We start from the raw sequence: 16,795 nt of genomic DNA, 5'->3' as shown, positions 1-16,795 counted from the left end.
ATCCGAAGATGCGCCGCCGCAGCGTGGCCCGGTCCGGCGTCGAGTCGGTCCCGGTCGCCCATCACGGCGCGCCGCTGGCCGACTTCACGCCCGCCCCCGTGCCGGCCGGACCAGCGTCCGCGCGCGCCGGCAGCGCCGGGGCGGTCACCGGCGGGCGTCGGAGACGCGGGCGGTGTGCTGCCGCCGGCCCAGCCAGCCCCGCGGGTGGCGGCGGGGCAGGGACCGGGCGAGCCGGTCGCGGGCCGCGTCGGCCTGCAGCTCGGAGGCGTGGCTGCGGTGGATGCTGAGGAGCAGCTCTGCGTCGTTGCCGAACATCTCGGTTCTCCTGTCGTGCGGTGTCTGTCGCTGTCGACACTGACTTTCCGCGCGAAGGTGCCCCCGGGGCATGGGTGCGGCGCCTGATCTTCGGCCGCTCCCCCTCCTTACTCAGGGGCCTCAGCGGTCCCACCGGGCCGTAAGGTACTCAGCCGCGCGACGGAGGGGCGGCCACGGATCAACGGGCCGCGCGGCGACCACTAGACTCTGTGGCATGGCAAAGCCCCAGGAGAAGGTCTCGTTCGGCCAGCGGCTGAAGCAGATCGGGATGGTGTTCCAGTTCACCGCCAAGCAGGACCGGTGGTTCGCGCCGCTGACCGCGGCGGCGGTGCTGATCCCGCTCGCGCTCACCGTGGTCGCGGTGCTCCTCTGGGGTTGGATCTGGCTGCCGATCGGCATCCTGTTCGCCCTGCTCGCCGTCCTGGTCGTGCTCAACCTGCGGTCCAACAAGGCGATGATGAACGCCGCCGAGGGGCAGCCCGGCGCGGCGGCCCAGATCATGGAGAGCATGCGCGGCGACTGGCGGGTCACCCCGGCGGTCAGCTCCACCACTCAGATGGACATGGTGCACCTGGTGATCGGCCGGCCGGGCGTGATCCTGCTGGCCGAGGGCAACCCGCAGCGGGTGCGCGGCCTGCTCGGCCAGGAGAAGCGCCGGCTGGCCAAGGTGATCGGGTCGGCCCCGCTGCACGACTACGTGATCGGCCAGGGCGAGGATGAGCTGCCGATCCGCAAGCTGCGGATGACGCTGATGCGGCTGCCCCGCAGCCTCGCCCCCAAGGACGTCAACGCCCTGGACAAGCGGCTCAAGGCGCTCACCGCCCGCCCGCAGATGCCCAAGGGCGCGATCCCGAAGAACATGCGGCCGCCGCGGGGCGCGTTCCGCCAGACCCGGGGTCGCTGACCCCCGTCGTACGCGAGAAGGAGCCGGCCCGCGCGGGCCGGCTCCTTCGTCGTCGTGCGGGCCCGGGATCAGCGGCGGGCGGGGCGGGGGGCGTCGGCGACGACCGACCCGGTGAGCCGGTCGTGCAGGCCGCGCCGGTGCCCGTCCATGATCAGGGCGGGCACCACGAGGGCCAGCAGCACGCCGCGCAGCAGCGCCCGGACCAGCCCGATCCGGCCGCCATCGGCCCAGGACAGGCAGCGGATCCGCGTGACGTACATGCCGGGGGTCTGGGCGAAGAGGCCGAGGAAGAAGCCGTACTCCAGGACCAGCACCAGGACCGGGGGCCAGCCGTCGCGGACCGGGTCGGCGAAGATGTTGGCGATCAGCAGGCAGAGCAGCCAGTCGATGACCAGGGCCCCGAAGCGGCGGCCGAGGCTCGGGGGCGTGAAGGTCGGGTCCGTGGCGGGCGGCACCGGCGCGGCGGCGGTATCGGTCACAGCGGTCAGGGTAGCCAGGCGCCGGCCCGGGGCGGGGAGCGCCGCGGCGGGCCGGGACGCCGGTCACTGCCGGGTGGGCGGTTCGGCACGGAGCGGGGAACAGGACCAAAGCCATCAATCAGCGCGAGACCGGCGCGGCGGGTATCGTCCGTACGGAGAGCCGGAGGCGGCTGAGCGGCCGGAATGACGCTCCGCGAGGGACGTAACACGGCGGAAACAGAGGAGACACGGCCGGGCAACCCCACGGTCATAGCGTCGCCAGGTAGCCAGCCACCGGAGTGGACCTGCCAGGAGGACGTGTGTTCGCCAATCCCGAGGAACTCCTGCGATACCTCAAGAACGAGGACGTGAAGTTCGTCGACGTACGTTTCTGTGACCTGCCCGGCGTGATGCAGCACTTCAACCTGCCGGTCGAGTCCGTCGACGACGCGCTCTTCACCGACGGCCTCGCGTTCGACGGTTCGTCGATCCGTGGCTTCCAGGCGATCCACGAGTCGGACATGCTCCTGCTCCCGGACGTCGCGACCGCCTTCATCGACCCGTTCCGCGCGCAGAAGACCCTCGCGCTGAACTTCTTCATCCACGACCCATTCACCCGTGAGGCCTACTCCCGGGACCCGCGGAACGTGGCGAAGAAGGCCGAGGCGTTCCTCGCGGCGAGCGGCATCGCCGACACCGCCTACTTCGGCGCCGAGGCGGAGTTCTACATCTTCGACTCGATCCGCCACGAGACCTCCGCCCACCAGTCGTTCTACTACATCGACTCGATCGAGGGCGCCTGGAACTCCGGCCGGGAGGAGGAGGGCGGCAACCGCGGCTACAAGACCGCGTACAAGGGCGGCTACTTCCCGGTGCCGCCGGTCGACCACTACGCCGACCTGCGCGACAGCATCGTCCGCCGCCTGGTCGACACCGGCTTCACCGTGGAGCGTTCGCACCACGAGGTCGGCACCGCCGGCCAGTCGGAGATCAACTACAAGTTCTCCACCCTGCTGCACTCGGCCGACCAGCTCCAGCTCTTCAAGTACATCGTGAAGAACGAGGCCTGGGCGAACGGCAAGACCGCCACCTTCATGCCGAAGCCGCTGTTCGGCGACAACGGCTCCGGCATGCACACCCACCAGAGCCTCTGGCTGAACGGCGAGCCGCTGTTCTACGACGAGACCGGCTACGCCGGCCTCTCCGACAACGCCCGCTGGTACATCGGCGGCCTGCTGCACCACGCGCCGTCGCTGCTGGCCTTCACCAACCCGACGGTCAACTCCTACCGTCGCCTGGTGCCGGGCTTCGAGGCGCCGGTCAACCTGGTCTACTCGCAGCGCAACCGCTCCGCCTGCACCCGGATCCCGGTCACCGGCAACAACCCGAAGGCCAAGCGGGTCGAGTTCCGAGTGCCGGACCCGTCCAGCAACCCGTACCTCGCCTTCTCGGCGATGATGATGGCCGGCCTGGACGGCATCAAGAACAAGATCGAGCCGCCGGCTCCGATCGACAAGGACCTCTACGACCTGCCCCCGGAGGAGTGGGGCGACGTCAAGCAGGTCCCGGGCTCGCTGCCGGAGGTGCTCGACGCGCTCGAGGCCGACCACGACTACCTGCTCGACGGCGGCGTCTTCACGCCGGACCTGATCTCCACCTGGGTGTCGTGGAAGCGGGCCAACGAGGTCGACCCGGTGCGCCTGCGCCCGACCCCGCACGAGTTCGCCATGTACTTCGACTGCTGAGCTTCTCGACACGACACGCTCCACAGCACCGGCCGGGCCGGCTCCGCGACAGCGGGGCCGGCCCGGCCGGTTCGTACGCCTCTCAGCGGGCGAGCAGCGCGTCCAGCTTGGTGAAGGAGCTGCCCCAACCCTGCTCGGCGCCGGACCGCATCTCCGGCGCGAACGGGCCCTGGCGCAGCACCAGCCGGGTCCGGTCGCCGGGCTCGGCGTGGAACTCCAGCCGCAGCGTGAACCGGGTGCCGTCGGGCACGCCCGGCACGCCGTGCGCCTCCTCGTAGCCCACCAGCAGCTCGTGCTCCACCACCTCGGCAAAGGTGCCGTCGGCCGGCGAGGTCATTGCCGGGTCCTCGTCGTTGACCATGACGAAGCGCTGGTGGCCGCCGACCCGGACGTCCATGTCGACGGTGTCCCGCGGCACCGACCAGCCGACCGGGGCGAACCACTCGGCGAACTGGTCCGGGTCGGTGAACGCGCGCCAGACCAGCTCGCGCGGGGCGTCGAAGACCCGGGTCATGACGAGTTCCTGGGTCGCCTGCGTGTCGGTCATGCTGCTGTCCTCTCTCATCGGTCTTTCCGTTCGGCCTGCGCCTGGATCCGCCGGAGGTGCGCGTCGAGCCGGTCGAAGTTGGCGTCCCAGAACCGCCGGTAGCGCTCCATCCAGGCCGTCGCCTCGCGCAACGGCTCCGGGTTGAGGCTGCTGGACCGCCACTGCGCGCTCCGGCTCCGGGTGATCAGCCCGGCGTGCTCCAGCACCTTCAGGTGCCGGGAGATCGCCGGGAGGCTGATCGCGAACGGCTCGGCGAGCTCCGAGACGGTGGCGTCCCCCTCCGCGAGCCGGGCGAGGATCGCGCGGCGGGTCGGGTCGGCCAACGCCGCGAAGATGACGCTGAGTCGATCCTCGGCCACTTCTTAACCACCTCGTTAATTAACGGACGCGTTAAACATAGAGGCCGGGTTGGGCGGCGTCAACCCGTTCGGAGAATTCAGCGGATGCGGCGGACGCGCACCGCGGCCACCGTCACCACTGCCACCACCAGCGCGGTCATCAGGATCGCTCCGGGCGCCTTGGTGAACCGGGCCAGGTTGCTGCCGTCCGGCAGGGTGAGCACCGCGGCCACCGCGCAGGGCGCCACGAACCACACCGTCCGGGCCACGGCGACCGTCGCCACCGCGAGCAGCGCGAGGGGCCAGGTCGCGTACCAGGGGTGGAAGACCGGGGCGAGCAGCACGGTGGCGGCCAGCGCCAGGCCGGCCCCGGCCAGGGCCACCCGGGGCCGGGCGGCGGCCACCCGGGCCGCCCGCTGCCGGGCGTCGCCCAGCCGGCGCAGCGCCGTCCAGGCCCGCCACCAGAGCACCACCAGCAGCACCGCGAGCCCGGCCAGCGCGACGGCCCGGACCACCGGCACGGCCTCCGGCTCCCGCCCGGCCAGGGCGCCCGCGTAGTCGACCACGAGGCCCACCGCGGTCGGCGGCGAGGTCCACTGCTCCGAGTCGCCGCTGCGGGCCAGGCCGCGCACCCAGCCCAGGCCGAGCCCCGTGGCCAGGCTGGTGACCACCAGCGTGGCCAGCACTCCCCCGGCCAGCCAGCCGCCTTCGCGCAGCAGCGCTCGCCACGTGTAGCCGCCCGGCACCGCGGCCAGCGCCGCGAACGGGAGCACCACGACGGCGACCGCCTTCACCGCCACCGCCAGCCCGAGCAGCACCCCGGCCACGACCAGCGCCCGTGGCCGGCCGGGCCGGCGGACCAGCACCAGCAGGCCGGACAGCAGCAGCCCGAGGCCGACCGCGTCGTTGTGCGCGCCGGCCACCAGGTGCACCCCGACCAGCGGGCAGGCCAGCGCCAGCCAGGCCGCCCGCCGGGTCGGCACCCCGGCGGCCCGGGCCAGCCCGGGCAGGCAGAGCGCGGCCAGCAGCACCCCGGCCACGGCCACCACCCGCAGCAGCGCGATCGCGCCGACCAGGCCGCCGCCGAGCAGCACGGCCAGGCCGGCGAGCAGCACGAAGAACGGCCCGTACGGCGCCGGGGTGTCCCGCCAGATCGGCGACACGCTCTCCGCCCACGGGCAGCCGGCGGCCACCACCCCGACCCGGTACGGATCCGTCCCGTGCGTCCAGGACCAGCCCTGACAGGCGTACGAGTAGACGTCCCGGCTGCCCAGCGGCGGCGCGGCCAGCAGCGGCAGCAGCCAGAGCCCGGCGGTCAGGTAGGCCCACCGGCCCGACGGGGCGCCCCAGCGCAGCGACCACCAGGCCCCGACCAGCAGCGCCGTGCCGACCAGCCAGCAGCCGAGCACCGCCGGCCCGTGCGGGGCCCGCCAGGCGTCGCCGAGGCTGGTCACGGCGGGGGTGTCGGGCAGCGCGCCGCCGAGCCAGCCGGCGACGGTCAGCAGCACCGCGCCGGCGAGTCCGGCGTACCGGGCGAGCGCGGCGGCCACCGGCCGGACCGGTCCGTCGGGCACCGCGCCGGGCTCGCTCACCGGCACCTCTCCTCAGTCGGCTCCTCGCTCGGCGGGGACCGGCCGGCGGGCCGCCCGAGCCGAACGTACCAACCGGACCACCACCACGATCACCAACAGCGTCATCAGGGGCGCGCCCGGCATCTTGGTCCACCGGGGCAGGCCGGTGCCGTCGGCCAGCACGAGGAACGACGACACCAGCGCGACCAGCGAGAACCAGCCGGTCCGCCGGGCGGTGGCGGCCAGCACGACGAGCGGCCAGGTCCAGTACCAGGGATGGAACAGCGGCGAGAGCGCGACCGTCGCGGCCAGCGCCAGGCCGGCGTGCCAGAACGGGTCCCCGCGGCGCAGCGCCCGGAACCAGAGCCAGACCAGCACCGCCAACAGCACCACCACGGCGATCCCGCGGGTGACCGGCAGCGCGTCGATGTGCGCGCCGAAGAGCGCCGCGACGTAGCCGGCCGTCTGCCCGACCGCGGTGGGCGGCGAGGTCCAGGCCACCACCAGCCCACCCTGTTCCAGGCCGCTGATGAAGCCGAAGTTGAGGCCCGCGGCGAGGGTCACGGCGACCACGGTGGCCACCGCCGCGCCGACCACCCACGCGCCGTCGCGGACCAGCGCCCGGATCCGGTACGGCCCGACGATCGCGGCCAGGGCGGCGAACGGCACCACGACCAGCGCGGTGACCTTGACGGCCCCGGCCAGGCCGAGAAGCAGCCCACCGGCGAGCAGCGGCAGCGGCCGGCCCGGCCGGGCCGCCACGACGGCCAGCCCGGCGGTGAGCAGCCCCACCATGAGCGCGTCGTTGTGTGCCCCGGAGGCCAGGTGCACGGGGACCAGCGGGCAGGCCAGCGCCAGCCAGAGCGCCCGCTGCGGCGGCACCCCGCAGCGGCGGGCCAGCACCGGCAGCGCCCACGCGGTCAGCGCCAGCCCGGCCACGGCGAGCAGCCGGAACAGCGCCACGCTCCCGGCCAGCGAGCCGGCGACCGAGACGACCGCCCCGGAGAGCACCACGAAGAGCGGTCCGTACGGCGCCGGGGTGTCCCGCCAGATGTAGGAGATGGTGTCCAGCCAGGGGCAGGGCAGCGCGGACACGCCCTGCTCGTAGGGGTTGATCCCGGCGGAGTAGCTGGCACCCTGGCAGGCGTAGGCGTAGGCGTCCCGGCTGCCCAGCGGCGGGGTGAACAGCATCGGCAGCAGCCAGAGCGCGACCGTGACGAGCACCCAGCGGGTCGACGGCGCCCGGTCGCGCAGCGACCACCAGGCCCAGGCCAGCAGGGCGGTGCCGACCAGCCAGAGACCGATGACCAGGGGCCCGTTCGGGCCCTGCCAGATGCTGACCGGGGTGGGGCGCAGGTCTCCGTGCGGCAGCGCGCCGCCGAGGTGGGCGGCCACGGCGAGCAGCACCGAGCCCGCCAGGCCGATCCAGCGCGAGAGGTGGTGAGGCACGCCGGACATGCTGCCAGTACGGTGGGTCGCGATCAGGAGGTGGGCATGCGGGGCGGTCGGGTGGTGGCGGTGTCCGCCGCGTCCGCGCTGGTCCTCGCCGTGCTGTATCTCACCCTGCCGGCCACCGGCTCGGACCTGTCCGCCCAGGTGGCCCGGGCCGGCTTCTTCGCCGAACACGGGCCCGCCCTGGTCGACCTGCGCTGGTACGGCGGGGTCCACCCGTGGGGCTACAGCCTCGTCTCGCCGCCGCTGATGGCCCTGCTCGGGGTCCGGCCCACCGGCGCGCTCACCCTGCTCGCCTCGGCCACCGCGTTCGCCGCCCTGCTGGTGCGTACCCGAGTGCCCCGGCCGCTGCTCGGCAGCCTGCTCGGGGTGCTCACCATCGCCGGCAACCTGGTCTCCGGCCGGGTGACGTACGCCCTCGGGGTCGCCTTCGGCCTGGCCGCGCTGCTCGCCCTGACCCTGCCGGCGCCAGCCGGCCGCGCCCGGTGGTCGCGCGCGCTGCTCGCCGGCCTGGCCGCCCTGCTCGCCTCGGCCGCCAGCCCGGTGGCCGGGCTCTTCGTCGGCCTGGCCGGCGTCGCGCTGCTGCTCACCCGCCGGTACGCCGACGGCCTGCTGCTCGCCGTGCCCGCCGCCGCGCCCCTCGCGGTGACCGGGCTGCTTTTCGGCGAGGGCGGCTGGATGAACATCAGCCGTGCCGACGCCCTCCACGCCGTGGTGACCAGCCTGCTGGTGGCGGCGCTGGTGGCCTACCGACCGGTGCGGGCTGGTGCCCTGCTCTCGGCGGCCGGGGTGCTGGCTGCGGCGCTGCTGCACACCCCGGTCGGCCTGAACGCCACCCGACTGGTGGTGATGTTCGCGCTGCCCGTGCTGGCCGCCACCGCGACGCTCCCCCGCCGGCTGACCGACCGCCTGCCGAGCCGCGCGGTGATCCCATCGGCGGTGCGGCGGCGGGTGGCCGGGGCGGTGGCGCTGGCCGCCGTGCTGGCGGCGGTCTGCTGGTGGCAGCCGCCGCTGGTCACCGCCGACCTGCAGAGCGCCGACGACCCCACCGCCGATCCGGCGTACTTCGCGCCGCTGCGCGCGGAGCTGGACCGGCGCGGGCTCACCGGGCGGGTGGAGGTGCCGCCGACCCGCAACTACTGGGAGGCCGCCCACCTCGGTGCGGTGCCGCTGGCGCGGGGCTGGCTGCGCCAGGCCGACATCGCCCGCAACCCGCTCTTCTTCACCACCGTTCCCGGCGCGTCCGGCACCGGCGTCCCGCTGACCGCGGACACCTACCGCGCCTGGCTTGCCGAGAACGCGGTCCAGTACGTAGCCGTGCCCGACGTCGAGCTGTCCTGGGTGGGGCGGCCCGAGGCCGACCTGGTCCGGGCCGGCCTGCCCTACCTCACCGAGGTGTGGTCGGACCGGCACTGGCGGCTCTACGCGGTCGCCGACCCGACCCCGCTGGTCGGCGCGCCCGGCGAACTGGTCCGCCAGGACGGCGCCACGGTGACCTTCCGCGCCCCCGGTCCCGGCCCGGTGCCGGTGCGGGTCCGCCACGACCGCTGGCTGTCCGTCACCGGCGGCGCCACCGTCGCTCCGGCCGGCGAGTGGACGACCGTGACCGTCCCGCGCGCCGGCACCTACACCCTCGGCGGCTGACCCGGGCTGGTCTCGGGAGCCGCTAGGAACTTGATGACGTGAACGACTCACCCGGCGCGGCCCGGCCCGGCCCCGCCCGGCTCGGCACGGGTGATCCATCTGCGTCATCAAGTTCGTAGGCGCCGACGAGGAAGCTGACGAGCCGGCGGGCACCGGAGAGCACCTTTCGAGCTGATGTCGTCGACGACTCACCGCTGCCAAGTTGTCCTGGCCCGCGAGCGGGACGTCCGCGGGCCGGCCACGCCGCCTGGCATGCCCGGGCGTTACGGCCGAGTCGCTGGAGACATCAGCTCGAAAGGCCCGCGCGAGCACAGGCGCTCCGCGCACGCCGACCGCCCGGCGGGGCAGCGGCACAGGAAGGGGGACCGCCCAGGTTGCCCACGCCGAGCACGACGTGCAACGGCCCAGGAACGGCGACAAGCCGGGTTGGGCACGCCGAGGACGACGTGCGGCCGCCCAGGAGCGGCGGCAGGACAGGTCGCGCGGGCCGAACGTTGACAGGTTAGGCCGGGGCGTCGAGCACCCGCTCCATGGCGGCCCGGGAGCGGCGGCCGGCACGCAGGTACTCGTCCAGGAACTCGCCCGGATCGTCCCCGCCGAGCAGCCGCACCACGCCGGCCAGCTCCACCCCGTGTCGGGGCAGCTGATCACCGGCCCGGCCGCGGACCAGCATCAGCGCGTTGCGGACCTGGGCGGCGAGCGTCCACCCGGCCGCCATCTCGGCCGCGTCCTCGGGATCCACCAGGCCGGCGTCGCGGGCCGCGGCGAGGGCGTCGAGGGTCCGCGTGCCGCGCAGGGCGGGCAGCCGGCCGGCGTGCCGGAGCTGGAGCAGCTGCACGGCCCACTCCACGTCGGCGAGCCCGCCCCGCCCCAGCTTGGTGTGGGTGGCCGGGTCGGCGCCCCGGGGCAGCCGCTCGGTCTCCACCCGGGCCTTGATCCGGCGGATCTCCACCACCTGCTCGCGGGTCAGCCCGCCGGCCGGGTACCGCACCGGGTCGATCATCGCCTCGAACTCGGCGCCCAGGTCGGCGTCGCCGCAGACGAAACGGGCCCGCAGCAGCGCCTGCGCCTCCCAGACCTTGGACCAGCGGGCGTAGTACTGGGCGTACGCGGCGAGGCTGCGCACCAGCGGGCCCTGCCGGCCCTCGGGGCGCAGGTCGGCGTCGACCCCGAGCGGCGGGTCGGGGGCCGGCGCGGAGAGCAGCCGGCGCAGCTCCTCGGCGATGGCGTGGGCGGCGGCACCGGCGGCCCGCTCGTCCGCGCCCGGCGGCGGGTCGTAGACGAAGAGCACGTCGGCGTCGGAGAGGTAGTTCGACTCGCACCCGCCGAGCCGGCCCATGCCGATCACCGCGAAGCGCAGGCCGGGCGGCCCGGGCTGGGCGGCCCGGGCGGTGCGCAGCGCGGCGGCCAGAGTGGCGTCGGCGACGTCGGAGAGGGCGGCGCCGACCGCGCTCACGTCCGCCAGGGTCGGCACGCGGCCGCCGCCGGCCGCTGTCCGTGGGGTGAGGGGGGCGAGTGCCCCGGCCCGGCTGAGCACGTCGGCGCAGGCGAGCCGGACCAGCTCGCGGCGGCGCAGCGCGCGGACGGCGCGGGTGGCCTCGACCGGGTCGTCGTGTCGGGCCGCCGCGGCGGTGAAGCCCTCGCCGAGCACCTCGCGCGGGCGCGGGGTCAGCTCGGTGTCCTCGGCCAGCAGGCGCAGCGCCTCCGGCTCGCGGGCCAGCAGGTCGGCGGCGTACCGGGAGGAGGAGAGCACCCGGGCCAGCCGGCGGGCCACCGGGCCGGAGTCGCGCAGCAGCCGCAGGTACCACGGGGTGCTGCCGAGCTTGTCGGAGACCTGCCGGTAGTTGAGCAGCCCCCGGTCCGGCTCGGGCGCGTCGGCGAACTCGCTGAGCAGCACCGGCAGCAGGGTGCGCTGGATGGCGGCGGTGCGGCTCACCCCGCCGGTGAGCGCCTGGAGGTGGCGCAGCGCCCCGGCCGGGTCGGCGAAACCGAGGATCTCCAGCCGGTGTCGGGCCGCCTCGGGAGTGAGCCGCAGCCCCTCCGCCGGTACCCGGGCCACCGACTCCAGCAGCGGCCGGTAGAGCAGCTTGGCGTGCAGCCGGCGTACCTCGGTGGCGTGGGTGACCCACTCGGCGCGGAACTCCTCGACGGCGCTGCGGCCCGGGGTGGCCGCGTAGCCGAGCGCGGCGGCCAGCCAGCGCAGCGCGGCCGGCTCGGTCGGCACAGTGTGGGTGCGGCGCAGCCCCTGAAGCTGGAGGCGGTGCTCGACGCCGCGCAGGAAGCGGTAGCCGCGCAGCAGCGCCTCCCCGTCGGCGCGGCCGACGTAGCCGCCGGCGACCAGGGCGCGCAGCGCGGGGATGGTGCCCGGCGGCCGCAGCGACTCGTCGCCCCGGCCGTGCACGAGCTGGAGCAGCTGGACGGCGAACTCGATGTCGCGCAGCCCGCCCGGGCCGCGCTTGATCTCGCGTTCCAGCTCCTTCGGCGGGATGTTGTCGATGATCTTCCGGCGCATCGCCCGGACGTCCTCGACCGCCTCCGGCCGCTCGGCGGCGGTCCAGACCAGCGGTGCGAGCGCGTCGATCCACTCCCGGGCGAGCGCCAGGTCGCCCGCCGCGGGCCGGGCCTTGAGCAGCGCCTGGAACTCCCAGGTGCGGGCCCAGCGGCGGTAGTAGGCCAGGTGGCTGGCGAGGGTGCGGACCAGCGGCCCGCGGTTGCCCTCGGGCCGCAGCGCGGCGTCGACCGGCCAGGCGACCAGCCCACAGACGTGGATCAACCGGGTGGCCACCTGGGTCGCGGCGCCCAGGTCCTCGTCGCCGGCGGCGACGAAGATGACGTCCACGTCGGAGACGTAGTTGAGCTCGTCGCCGCCGCACTTGCCCATCGCCACCACGGCCAGCCGGGGCCGGGGCGCGCCCTCCGGCAGCTCGTCGACGGCGATGTCGTAGGCGGCGGCCAGGGTGGCGTCGGCGAGCCCGGAGAGCGCCGCCATGGTCTGCTCCAGGCCGCGCCCGCCGGTCAGATCGGCCGCCGCGATCCGCAGCAGCGCCAACCGGTACGCCTGCCGCAGCAACGGGATCGGCCCGGTGGCGGCGGTCAGCCGGGCGGCGGCGGCCAGGTCGAGCCGGCCGTCGGCGCGGGGCGCCAGCCCGTCCGGCTCGGTGGCCAGCACGACCCACTGCTGGGGGTTGGCCACCAGGTGGTCGCCGAGCGCCGAGGAGGCGCCGAGGACCGCGACCAGGCGGCGGCGCAGCCCCGGGTCGGCGGCGAGCGCGTCCAGCACCGCCGGCTTCTCACCGTCCCGCCGTTCCGCCTCGACGAGGCGGTGCAGCTGGCGCAGCGCCAGGTCGGGGTCCGCGGCCCGGGACAGCGCGGCGAGCAGCTCGCCGGCCGCCTCGTCGGTGGGTTCCTGCTCCTCGGTGCGCCACAACCCGAGCCCGTCCGGACCGAGCAGGTCGGCGGCGCGCGCCCCGCCGTCGGCCTCGGCGAAGCCGTAGCGGGCCAGCCGCCCCCGGGTCGGTCGGGTCATCTCAGTGCCCGAGCAGCGGCAGGCTGGGGCGGGTGGTGGCGTCGTCCAGCTCGCCCAGGGCGAGGGCGGCGAACCGGATGGCGAACGGCTGCCAGACCTCCTCCACGTCGGCCATCACCCGGTCGCAGGCGGCTACCACCAGCTCCGGGTCGTAGCCCAAGTCGGCCAGCAGCTCGGAGTCGCGGGCCCAGTCGGCGATCATCGCCGTGTCGCACTCGATGTGGAACTGGAGCCCCCAGGCCCGGTCGCCGAGGCGGAACGCCTGGTGCGGGTAGCGGGTCGACGCGGCCAGCAGCGTGGCCCCGCGCGGCAGCTCGGTGATCTCGTCGGAGTGCCACTGGAGCACATCGGGCATCAGCGGCACGTAGCGGAAGAGCGGGTCGGTGTCGGCGGCGTCCCGTTTGCCCACCACCGCGGGCCCGACCTCGGGCCCGGACGGGCTGCGCTCGACCTGCCCGGCGTGGGCGGTGGCGAGCAGCTGCCCGCCGAGGCAGACCCCGAGGGTGGGGATCCGCTGCCGGACCGCCTTGCGCAGCAGCCCCTCCAGCGCCGGGAACCAGGGCGCGCCGGGGCTCCCGTCGGCCAGCGGGTAGGCCTGCTGCTCGCCGCCGAGCACCACGAGCGCGACGTAGCCGTCGAGGTCGGCCGGGAGCTCGTCGCCGGCATGCGGGCGCAGGACCCACAGGTCCAGGCCCCCCTCGGTGAGCCACTCCCCCAGGCGGCGGAGGTCGTCGGTCGGGTCGTTCTCGATCACCAGCGCGGTCGCCACGACGTCGAGGCTATCCGGTGCGCCCGACGACGGCCGGTCCGGCTCGGCCGCACTAGGCTCCCGTCGTGCCCACCGACGACTGCCTGCGCCCACCGGTCCTGCGCCCCGGCGACCAGGTGATGCTGGTCTCGCCCTCCGGGCCGACCCGCCCGGAGCGGGTGGCCCGCGGCATCGAACTGCTCACCGGCTGGGGGCTGCGCCCGGTGCCCGCGCCGCACGCGTACGCCCGCCAGGGCTACCTGGCCGGCGCCGACGAGCTGCGGGCCGCCGACCTGAACACCGCGTTCGCCGACCCGGAGATCCGCGGGGTGATCTGCACCCGGGGCGGCTACGGCGTGCAGCGGGTGGTGGACCTGATCGACATGGCGGCGGTCCGCCGGGACCCGAAGGTGGTGGCCGGCTTCTCCGACATCACCGCGCTCCAGTTCGCGCTCTGGCGGGGCGCCCGGCTGGCCGGCGTGCACGGCCCCGGCGCGGCGTGGCGCGACGACCGCACCCCGCCCCGCTCGGCGGAGTCGCTGCACGCCGCGCTGATGACCACCGAGCCGGTGACCGTCGAGGCGGTGAAGGAGGAGGAGACGTACCCGGTCCGGGTGTCCGGGCGGGCCGAGGGGCGGCTGCTCGGCGGCAACCTGTGCCTGATCACCGCATCGATCGGCACCCCGGACATGCCCGACCTGACGGGAGCAGTGCTGCTGGTCGAGGAGGTGCAGGAGCCGCCGTACAAGGTCGACCGGATGCTCACCCACCTGCGCCGCTGCGGCGCCCTGGACGGGATCGCCGGGGTTGCGGTGGGCCAGTTCACCGAGTGCGCCGACGGCTGGGACACCACGATCACGGACGTGCTCACCGAGCGCCTCGGCGACCTGGGCGTCCCCGTCCTCGGCGGCCTCCCCATCGGCCACGGCCCCGACCAGCTGACCGTCCCGGTAGGCACCCCCGCCGTCCTCGACGCCACCACCGGCACCCTGACGGTCACCCCCGCCGTCCACTGACCCCCGGGCTCCCGCGTCGATCATGAGGTTGGCGGCAGTTTGAAGATCCACGACTGCCGCCAACCTCATGATCACCGGGCTAGAGAGTGAGGTGGGCGACGGCGCCGGTCTCCAGGGCGATCCAGACCGTGCCGTCGGGGGTCACCGTCAGGCCGTGGGGTTCCGAGGCGGGGGTGGGCAGGTCGTGGCCGCTGATGTGGCCGGCCTGGTCGATGTGGCCGACGCGGTTGGCGGCCCACTCGGTGAACCAGCAGCCGCCGGCCGGGTCGGCGACGATGGCGTGCGGGCGGGCGGTGCGGTCGGGCAGCGGGAACTCGTCGATCCGGCCGTCCGGGGTGATCCGGCCGAGCTGGCCGGCGGCGATCTCGACGAACCAGAGGGCACCGTCGCCGCCCAGCGTGATGCCGACCGGTCCCGCGGCCTCCGTCGGCAGGGGGTGCAGGGTCACCTGACCGTCCAGGGCGACCCGGGCGATCGCGTTCGCCTGGTTGAGGGTGAGCCAGAGCGCGCCGTCCGGCCCGGCGGCCAGCATCGACGGGAAGCCCTTCGCCGCCGGCACCGGGAAGGTGGTGACCGTCCCGTCGACGGTGACCCGGCCGACCGTGTCGTCGCCCATCCCGGCGTACCAGAGGGCGTCGTCCGGGCCGACGGCGAGGCCGCACGGCGCGGTCCCCGGCGGGAGCGCGACGGAGCTGGTCGTCCCGTCGACGGTGATCCGGCCCAGCCGGTGGTCGCCGGAGCGGGTGTACCAGAGCGCGCCGTCCGGGCCGGTCGTGATGATCAGTGGCCGGCTCTCCGCCGGGTCCGCGAGGTAGGTGCGCACCTCGGCGTCCGGCCCGACCCGGGCGACGCCGCCCGTCCCGGCCAGCGTCAGCCAGAGCGCGCCGTCCGGGCCGGCGGTGATCCCGTACGGCCCCGAGCCTGGTTCGGACAGCTCGATCTCGCGGATGGAGGGGTTCGTCATGCGGCTTCGCCTTCCGTCGGTGACCGGCCCACCCTCACGGCCGCCACCGGCCGTCGCAACTCGTTTGTCCCGGTTCACCGGCCCGATTGCCAGCGCGCTGACAGGTTCGCCACGGGTTGCACCCAGCTACGCCGGTCACTGTCGGTGACGTCATCGCACCACCACCGAACAGGAGAATCGCATGATCCGCAGGATGTCGAGGAAGCACCTGCTGGCCGGCCTGGCCGCCGCCGGCGTGCTCGGCGTCGGGATCGCCGCCCCGACGGTGGCGCTCGCCGACGACAAGAGCCCGAGCCCGGCACCGAGCGCCAGCACGAGCACCGACCAGGGCACCGATCGACAGCAGCAACGGGCCGACCGGCAGGCCGAATTCGCCGAGTCGCTCGCCAAGGAACTGGGCGTCTCGACCGACAAGGTCACCGCGGCGCTGGAGAAGCTGCGCGAGCAGCGCCAGGCCGACCGGCCCGAGCGGCCGTCGACCGAGGACCGGCAGGCCGCGCTGAAGGACCGGCTGGACCAGGCCGTCAAGGACGGCAAGCTCACCCAGGAGCAGGCCGACGCGGTGCTGAAGGCCGCCGAATCCGGCGTCTTCCCGGGCCCGGGTCGTCACGGCCACCGCGGCTGGTCCGACCGGTCCGGCAACTGACCCGGGTGGCCCCGCCGACTCCGCACCGGCCGCACCTCCCTCCCGGCCGGCTTCCGGTCTCCGGCGGGGCCACCCACTGACGCGATGCTTCGGGTGCGTCTGTTGTCGTCGTGGCGACAACAGACGCACCCGAACGCTCATCCGCCGGCGGGCGGGGTGAAGACGCCGATGTGGTTGCCCGACGGGTCGAGCAGGTGGGCGAAGGTCAGGCCGCTCGGCGTGGTCCGCAGTGGCACCAGCACCTTCCCCCCGGCCGCCTCGCCCCGCCGGCAGGTCTCCGCAACGTCGGTGACCTCCGCGTAGAAGATCGCGTAGTTCGGCGAGGTCCCGTCGGTGGCCCGGATCGCGCCCCCGATCCCCCGTTCCCCGCCGGCGGCCGTCTGCCGGTACGACGCCCCCGGGCCGCCCTGCTCCTCGAAGGTCCAGCCGAACAGGTCGGCGTAGAAGCGCTCGACCTCCTCGGGACGGTCGGAGCCGATCTCGAACCAGGTCACGGGCGTGCTGGACATGCTTCCTCCTGCGGTTCGCGCCGGCCGGGTGGCCGGCGTCGTCAGGAGTCAGCCTCGGCGACCTCCGCGACACCGTCCTGTCGGTGTTTCCTGGAAAATCAGACCAGGCTCAGTGGACGGACCCGCCCGGCGGGGATGTCGAGCTCTTCGGGGCGCAGCTCGCGGGTCACCGGCTCGGCCAGCGGACGCACCGAGACGATCCGGTCGGTGCGGAAGCAGCGCAGCCCGTCGCGCAGCCGGCACCAGGCCACCAGGTACCAGTGCGTCGGGTTGCCCAGGTAGGCCAGCGGCTCCACGTCCCGCGCGGACACCGCGCCGGCGCGGTCGGCGTATCGCAGGCGGAGCACGCGGCGGCAGCGTCGAGGTGGCGATCGTGTCGAGGTCGCCGACCACCATCACCCGCCACGGCGTC

16 protein-coding genes are annotated in these 16,795 nt (G+C 74.9%); 5 read left to right on the top strand and 11 right to left on the bottom strand.

The features are described from left to right. Window positions 1-144: 144 nt before the first annotated feature. A complete protein-coding gene (locus ABZV78_RS28575) occupies window positions 145-315 on the bottom strand; it encodes a hypothetical protein (RefSeq protein ID WP_355643500.1) in 171 nt (56 codons plus the stop codon). 214 nt (window positions 316-529) lie between these two features. Here ABZV78_RS28575 and ABZV78_RS28570 point away from each other — a divergent pair, with 214 nt between their 5' ends. Further along, complete coding sequence (locus ABZV78_RS28570) at window positions 530-1,219, top strand: DUF4191 domain-containing protein (protein WP_355643498.1); 690 nt, start codon at window positions 530-532, stop codon at window positions 1,217-1,219. 68 nt (window positions 1,220-1,287) lie between these two features. Here ABZV78_RS28570 and ABZV78_RS28565 read toward each other — a convergent pair whose 3' ends face one another. Further along, on the bottom strand, window positions 1,288-1,674 hold the full coding sequence (locus ABZV78_RS28565; RefSeq protein ID WP_355643501.1) for an RDD family protein: 387 nt from the start codon (window positions 1,672-1,674) through the stop codon (window positions 1,288-1,290). Window positions 1,675-1,997: 323 nt separating this feature from the next. Between ABZV78_RS28565 and glnA the strand changes: the two genes are divergently transcribed. Next, a complete protein-coding gene (gene glnA, locus ABZV78_RS28560) occupies window positions 1,998-3,422 on the top strand; it encodes a type I glutamate--ammonia ligase (protein ID WP_355643496.1) in 1,425 nt (474 codons plus the stop codon). Window positions 3,423-3,504: 82 nt separating this feature from the next. On the opposite strand, the gene ABZV78_RS28555 is transcribed toward glnA, so the two are convergent. The 4 genes from ABZV78_RS28555 to mptB (ABZV78_RS28540) all read right to left on the bottom strand — a co-directional run bounded on the left by ABZV78_RS28555 (window position 3,505) and on the right by mptB (ABZV78_RS28540) (window position 7,327). Further along, window positions 3,505-3,969, bottom strand: a complete 465-nt coding sequence (locus tag ABZV78_RS28555) for an SRPBCC domain-containing protein (protein ID WP_167364335.1) — start codon at window positions 3,967-3,969, stop codon at window positions 3,505-3,507. A 14-nt stretch (window positions 3,970-3,983) separates the two neighbouring features. After that, window positions 3,984-4,328 carry a metalloregulator ArsR/SmtB family transcription factor gene (locus ABZV78_RS28550; protein WP_355643494.1) on the bottom strand — a complete coding sequence of 115 codons (345 nt, stop codon included), beginning with the start codon at window positions 4,326-4,328 and terminating at the stop codon, window positions 3,984-3,986. Window positions 4,329-4,405: 77 nt separating this feature from the next. Beyond that, window positions 4,406-5,899: a polyprenol phosphomannose-dependent alpha 1,6 mannosyltransferase MptB gene (mptB, locus tag ABZV78_RS28545; protein WP_355643492.1), complete on the bottom strand. Its 1,494-nt coding sequence runs from the start codon at window positions 5,897-5,899 to the stop codon at window positions 4,406-4,408. A 12-nt stretch (window positions 5,900-5,911) separates the two neighbouring features. Then, complete coding sequence (gene mptB / locus ABZV78_RS28540; RefSeq protein ID WP_355643490.1) at window positions 5,912-7,327, bottom strand: polyprenol phosphomannose-dependent alpha 1,6 mannosyltransferase MptB; 1,416 nt, start codon at window positions 7,325-7,327, stop codon at window positions 5,912-5,914. Window positions 7,328-7,372: 45 nt separating this feature from the next. Between mptB (ABZV78_RS28540) and ABZV78_RS28535 the strand changes: the two genes are divergently transcribed. After that, a complete protein-coding gene (locus ABZV78_RS28535; RefSeq protein WP_355643488.1) occupies window positions 7,373-8,974 on the top strand; it encodes a hypothetical protein in 1,602 nt (533 codons plus the stop codon). Between the two features lie 502 nt (window positions 8,975-9,476). On the opposite strand, the gene ABZV78_RS28530 is transcribed toward ABZV78_RS28535, so the two are convergent. Together ABZV78_RS28530 and ABZV78_RS28525 are read right to left on the bottom strand one after the other, a co-directional pair. Continuing rightward, window positions 9,477-12,500 (bottom strand): bifunctional [glutamine synthetase] adenylyltransferase/[glutamine synthetase]-adenylyl-L-tyrosine phosphorylase, encoded by a 3,024-nt coding sequence (locus tag ABZV78_RS28530; RefSeq protein WP_355643486.1) that lies wholly within the window; start codon window positions 12,498-12,500, stop codon window positions 9,477-9,479. Window position 12,501: 1 nt separating this feature from the next. Beyond that, window positions 12,502-13,269, bottom strand: a complete 768-nt coding sequence (locus ABZV78_RS28525) for a type 1 glutamine amidotransferase (protein WP_355643485.1) — start codon at window positions 13,267-13,269, stop codon at window positions 12,502-12,504. 65 nt (window positions 13,270-13,334) lie between these two features. Between ABZV78_RS28525 and ABZV78_RS28520 the strand changes: the two genes are divergently transcribed. Continuing rightward, window positions 13,335-14,264 (top strand): LD-carboxypeptidase, encoded by a 930-nt coding sequence (locus tag ABZV78_RS28520; RefSeq protein ID WP_355643483.1) that lies wholly within the window; start codon window positions 13,335-13,337, stop codon window positions 14,262-14,264. 79 nt (window positions 14,265-14,343) lie between these two features. On the opposite strand, the gene ABZV78_RS28515 is transcribed toward ABZV78_RS28520, so the two are convergent. Next, window positions 14,344-15,228 carry a virginiamycin B lyase gene (locus ABZV78_RS28515; protein WP_355643481.1) on the bottom strand — a complete coding sequence of 295 codons (885 nt, stop codon included), beginning with the start codon at window positions 15,226-15,228 and terminating at the stop codon, window positions 14,344-14,346. 181 nt (window positions 15,229-15,409) lie between these two features. Between ABZV78_RS28515 and ABZV78_RS28510 the strand changes: the two genes are divergently transcribed. Then, window positions 15,410-15,874, top strand: coding sequence for a hypothetical protein (locus ABZV78_RS28510; RefSeq protein WP_355643479.1), 465 nt, complete (start codon window positions 15,410-15,412; stop codon window positions 15,872-15,874). A gap of 137 nt (window positions 15,875-16,011) precedes the next feature. Here the strand turns inward: ABZV78_RS28510 and ABZV78_RS28505 are convergent, their stop codons facing one another. Beyond that, window positions 16,012-16,383, bottom strand: a complete 372-nt coding sequence (locus ABZV78_RS28505) for a VOC family protein (RefSeq protein WP_355643477.1) — start codon at window positions 16,381-16,383, stop codon at window positions 16,012-16,014. 98 nt (window positions 16,384-16,481) lie between these two features. Next, entirely contained in the window at window positions 16,482-16,730 is a 249-nt protein-coding gene (locus tag ABZV78_RS28500) for a WYL domain-containing protein (protein ID WP_355643475.1), read from the bottom strand. Window positions 16,731-16,795: the final 65 nt, after the last annotated feature.

The sequence above is a fragment of the Micromonospora sp. NPDC004540 genome, assembly GCF_040610095.1.
In the GTDB taxonomy this organism is placed as follows: Bacteria; Actinomycetota; Actinomycetes; order Mycobacteriales; family Micromonosporaceae; genus Micromonospora.
This window is presented reverse-complemented; position numbering and strand designations above follow the sequence as displayed.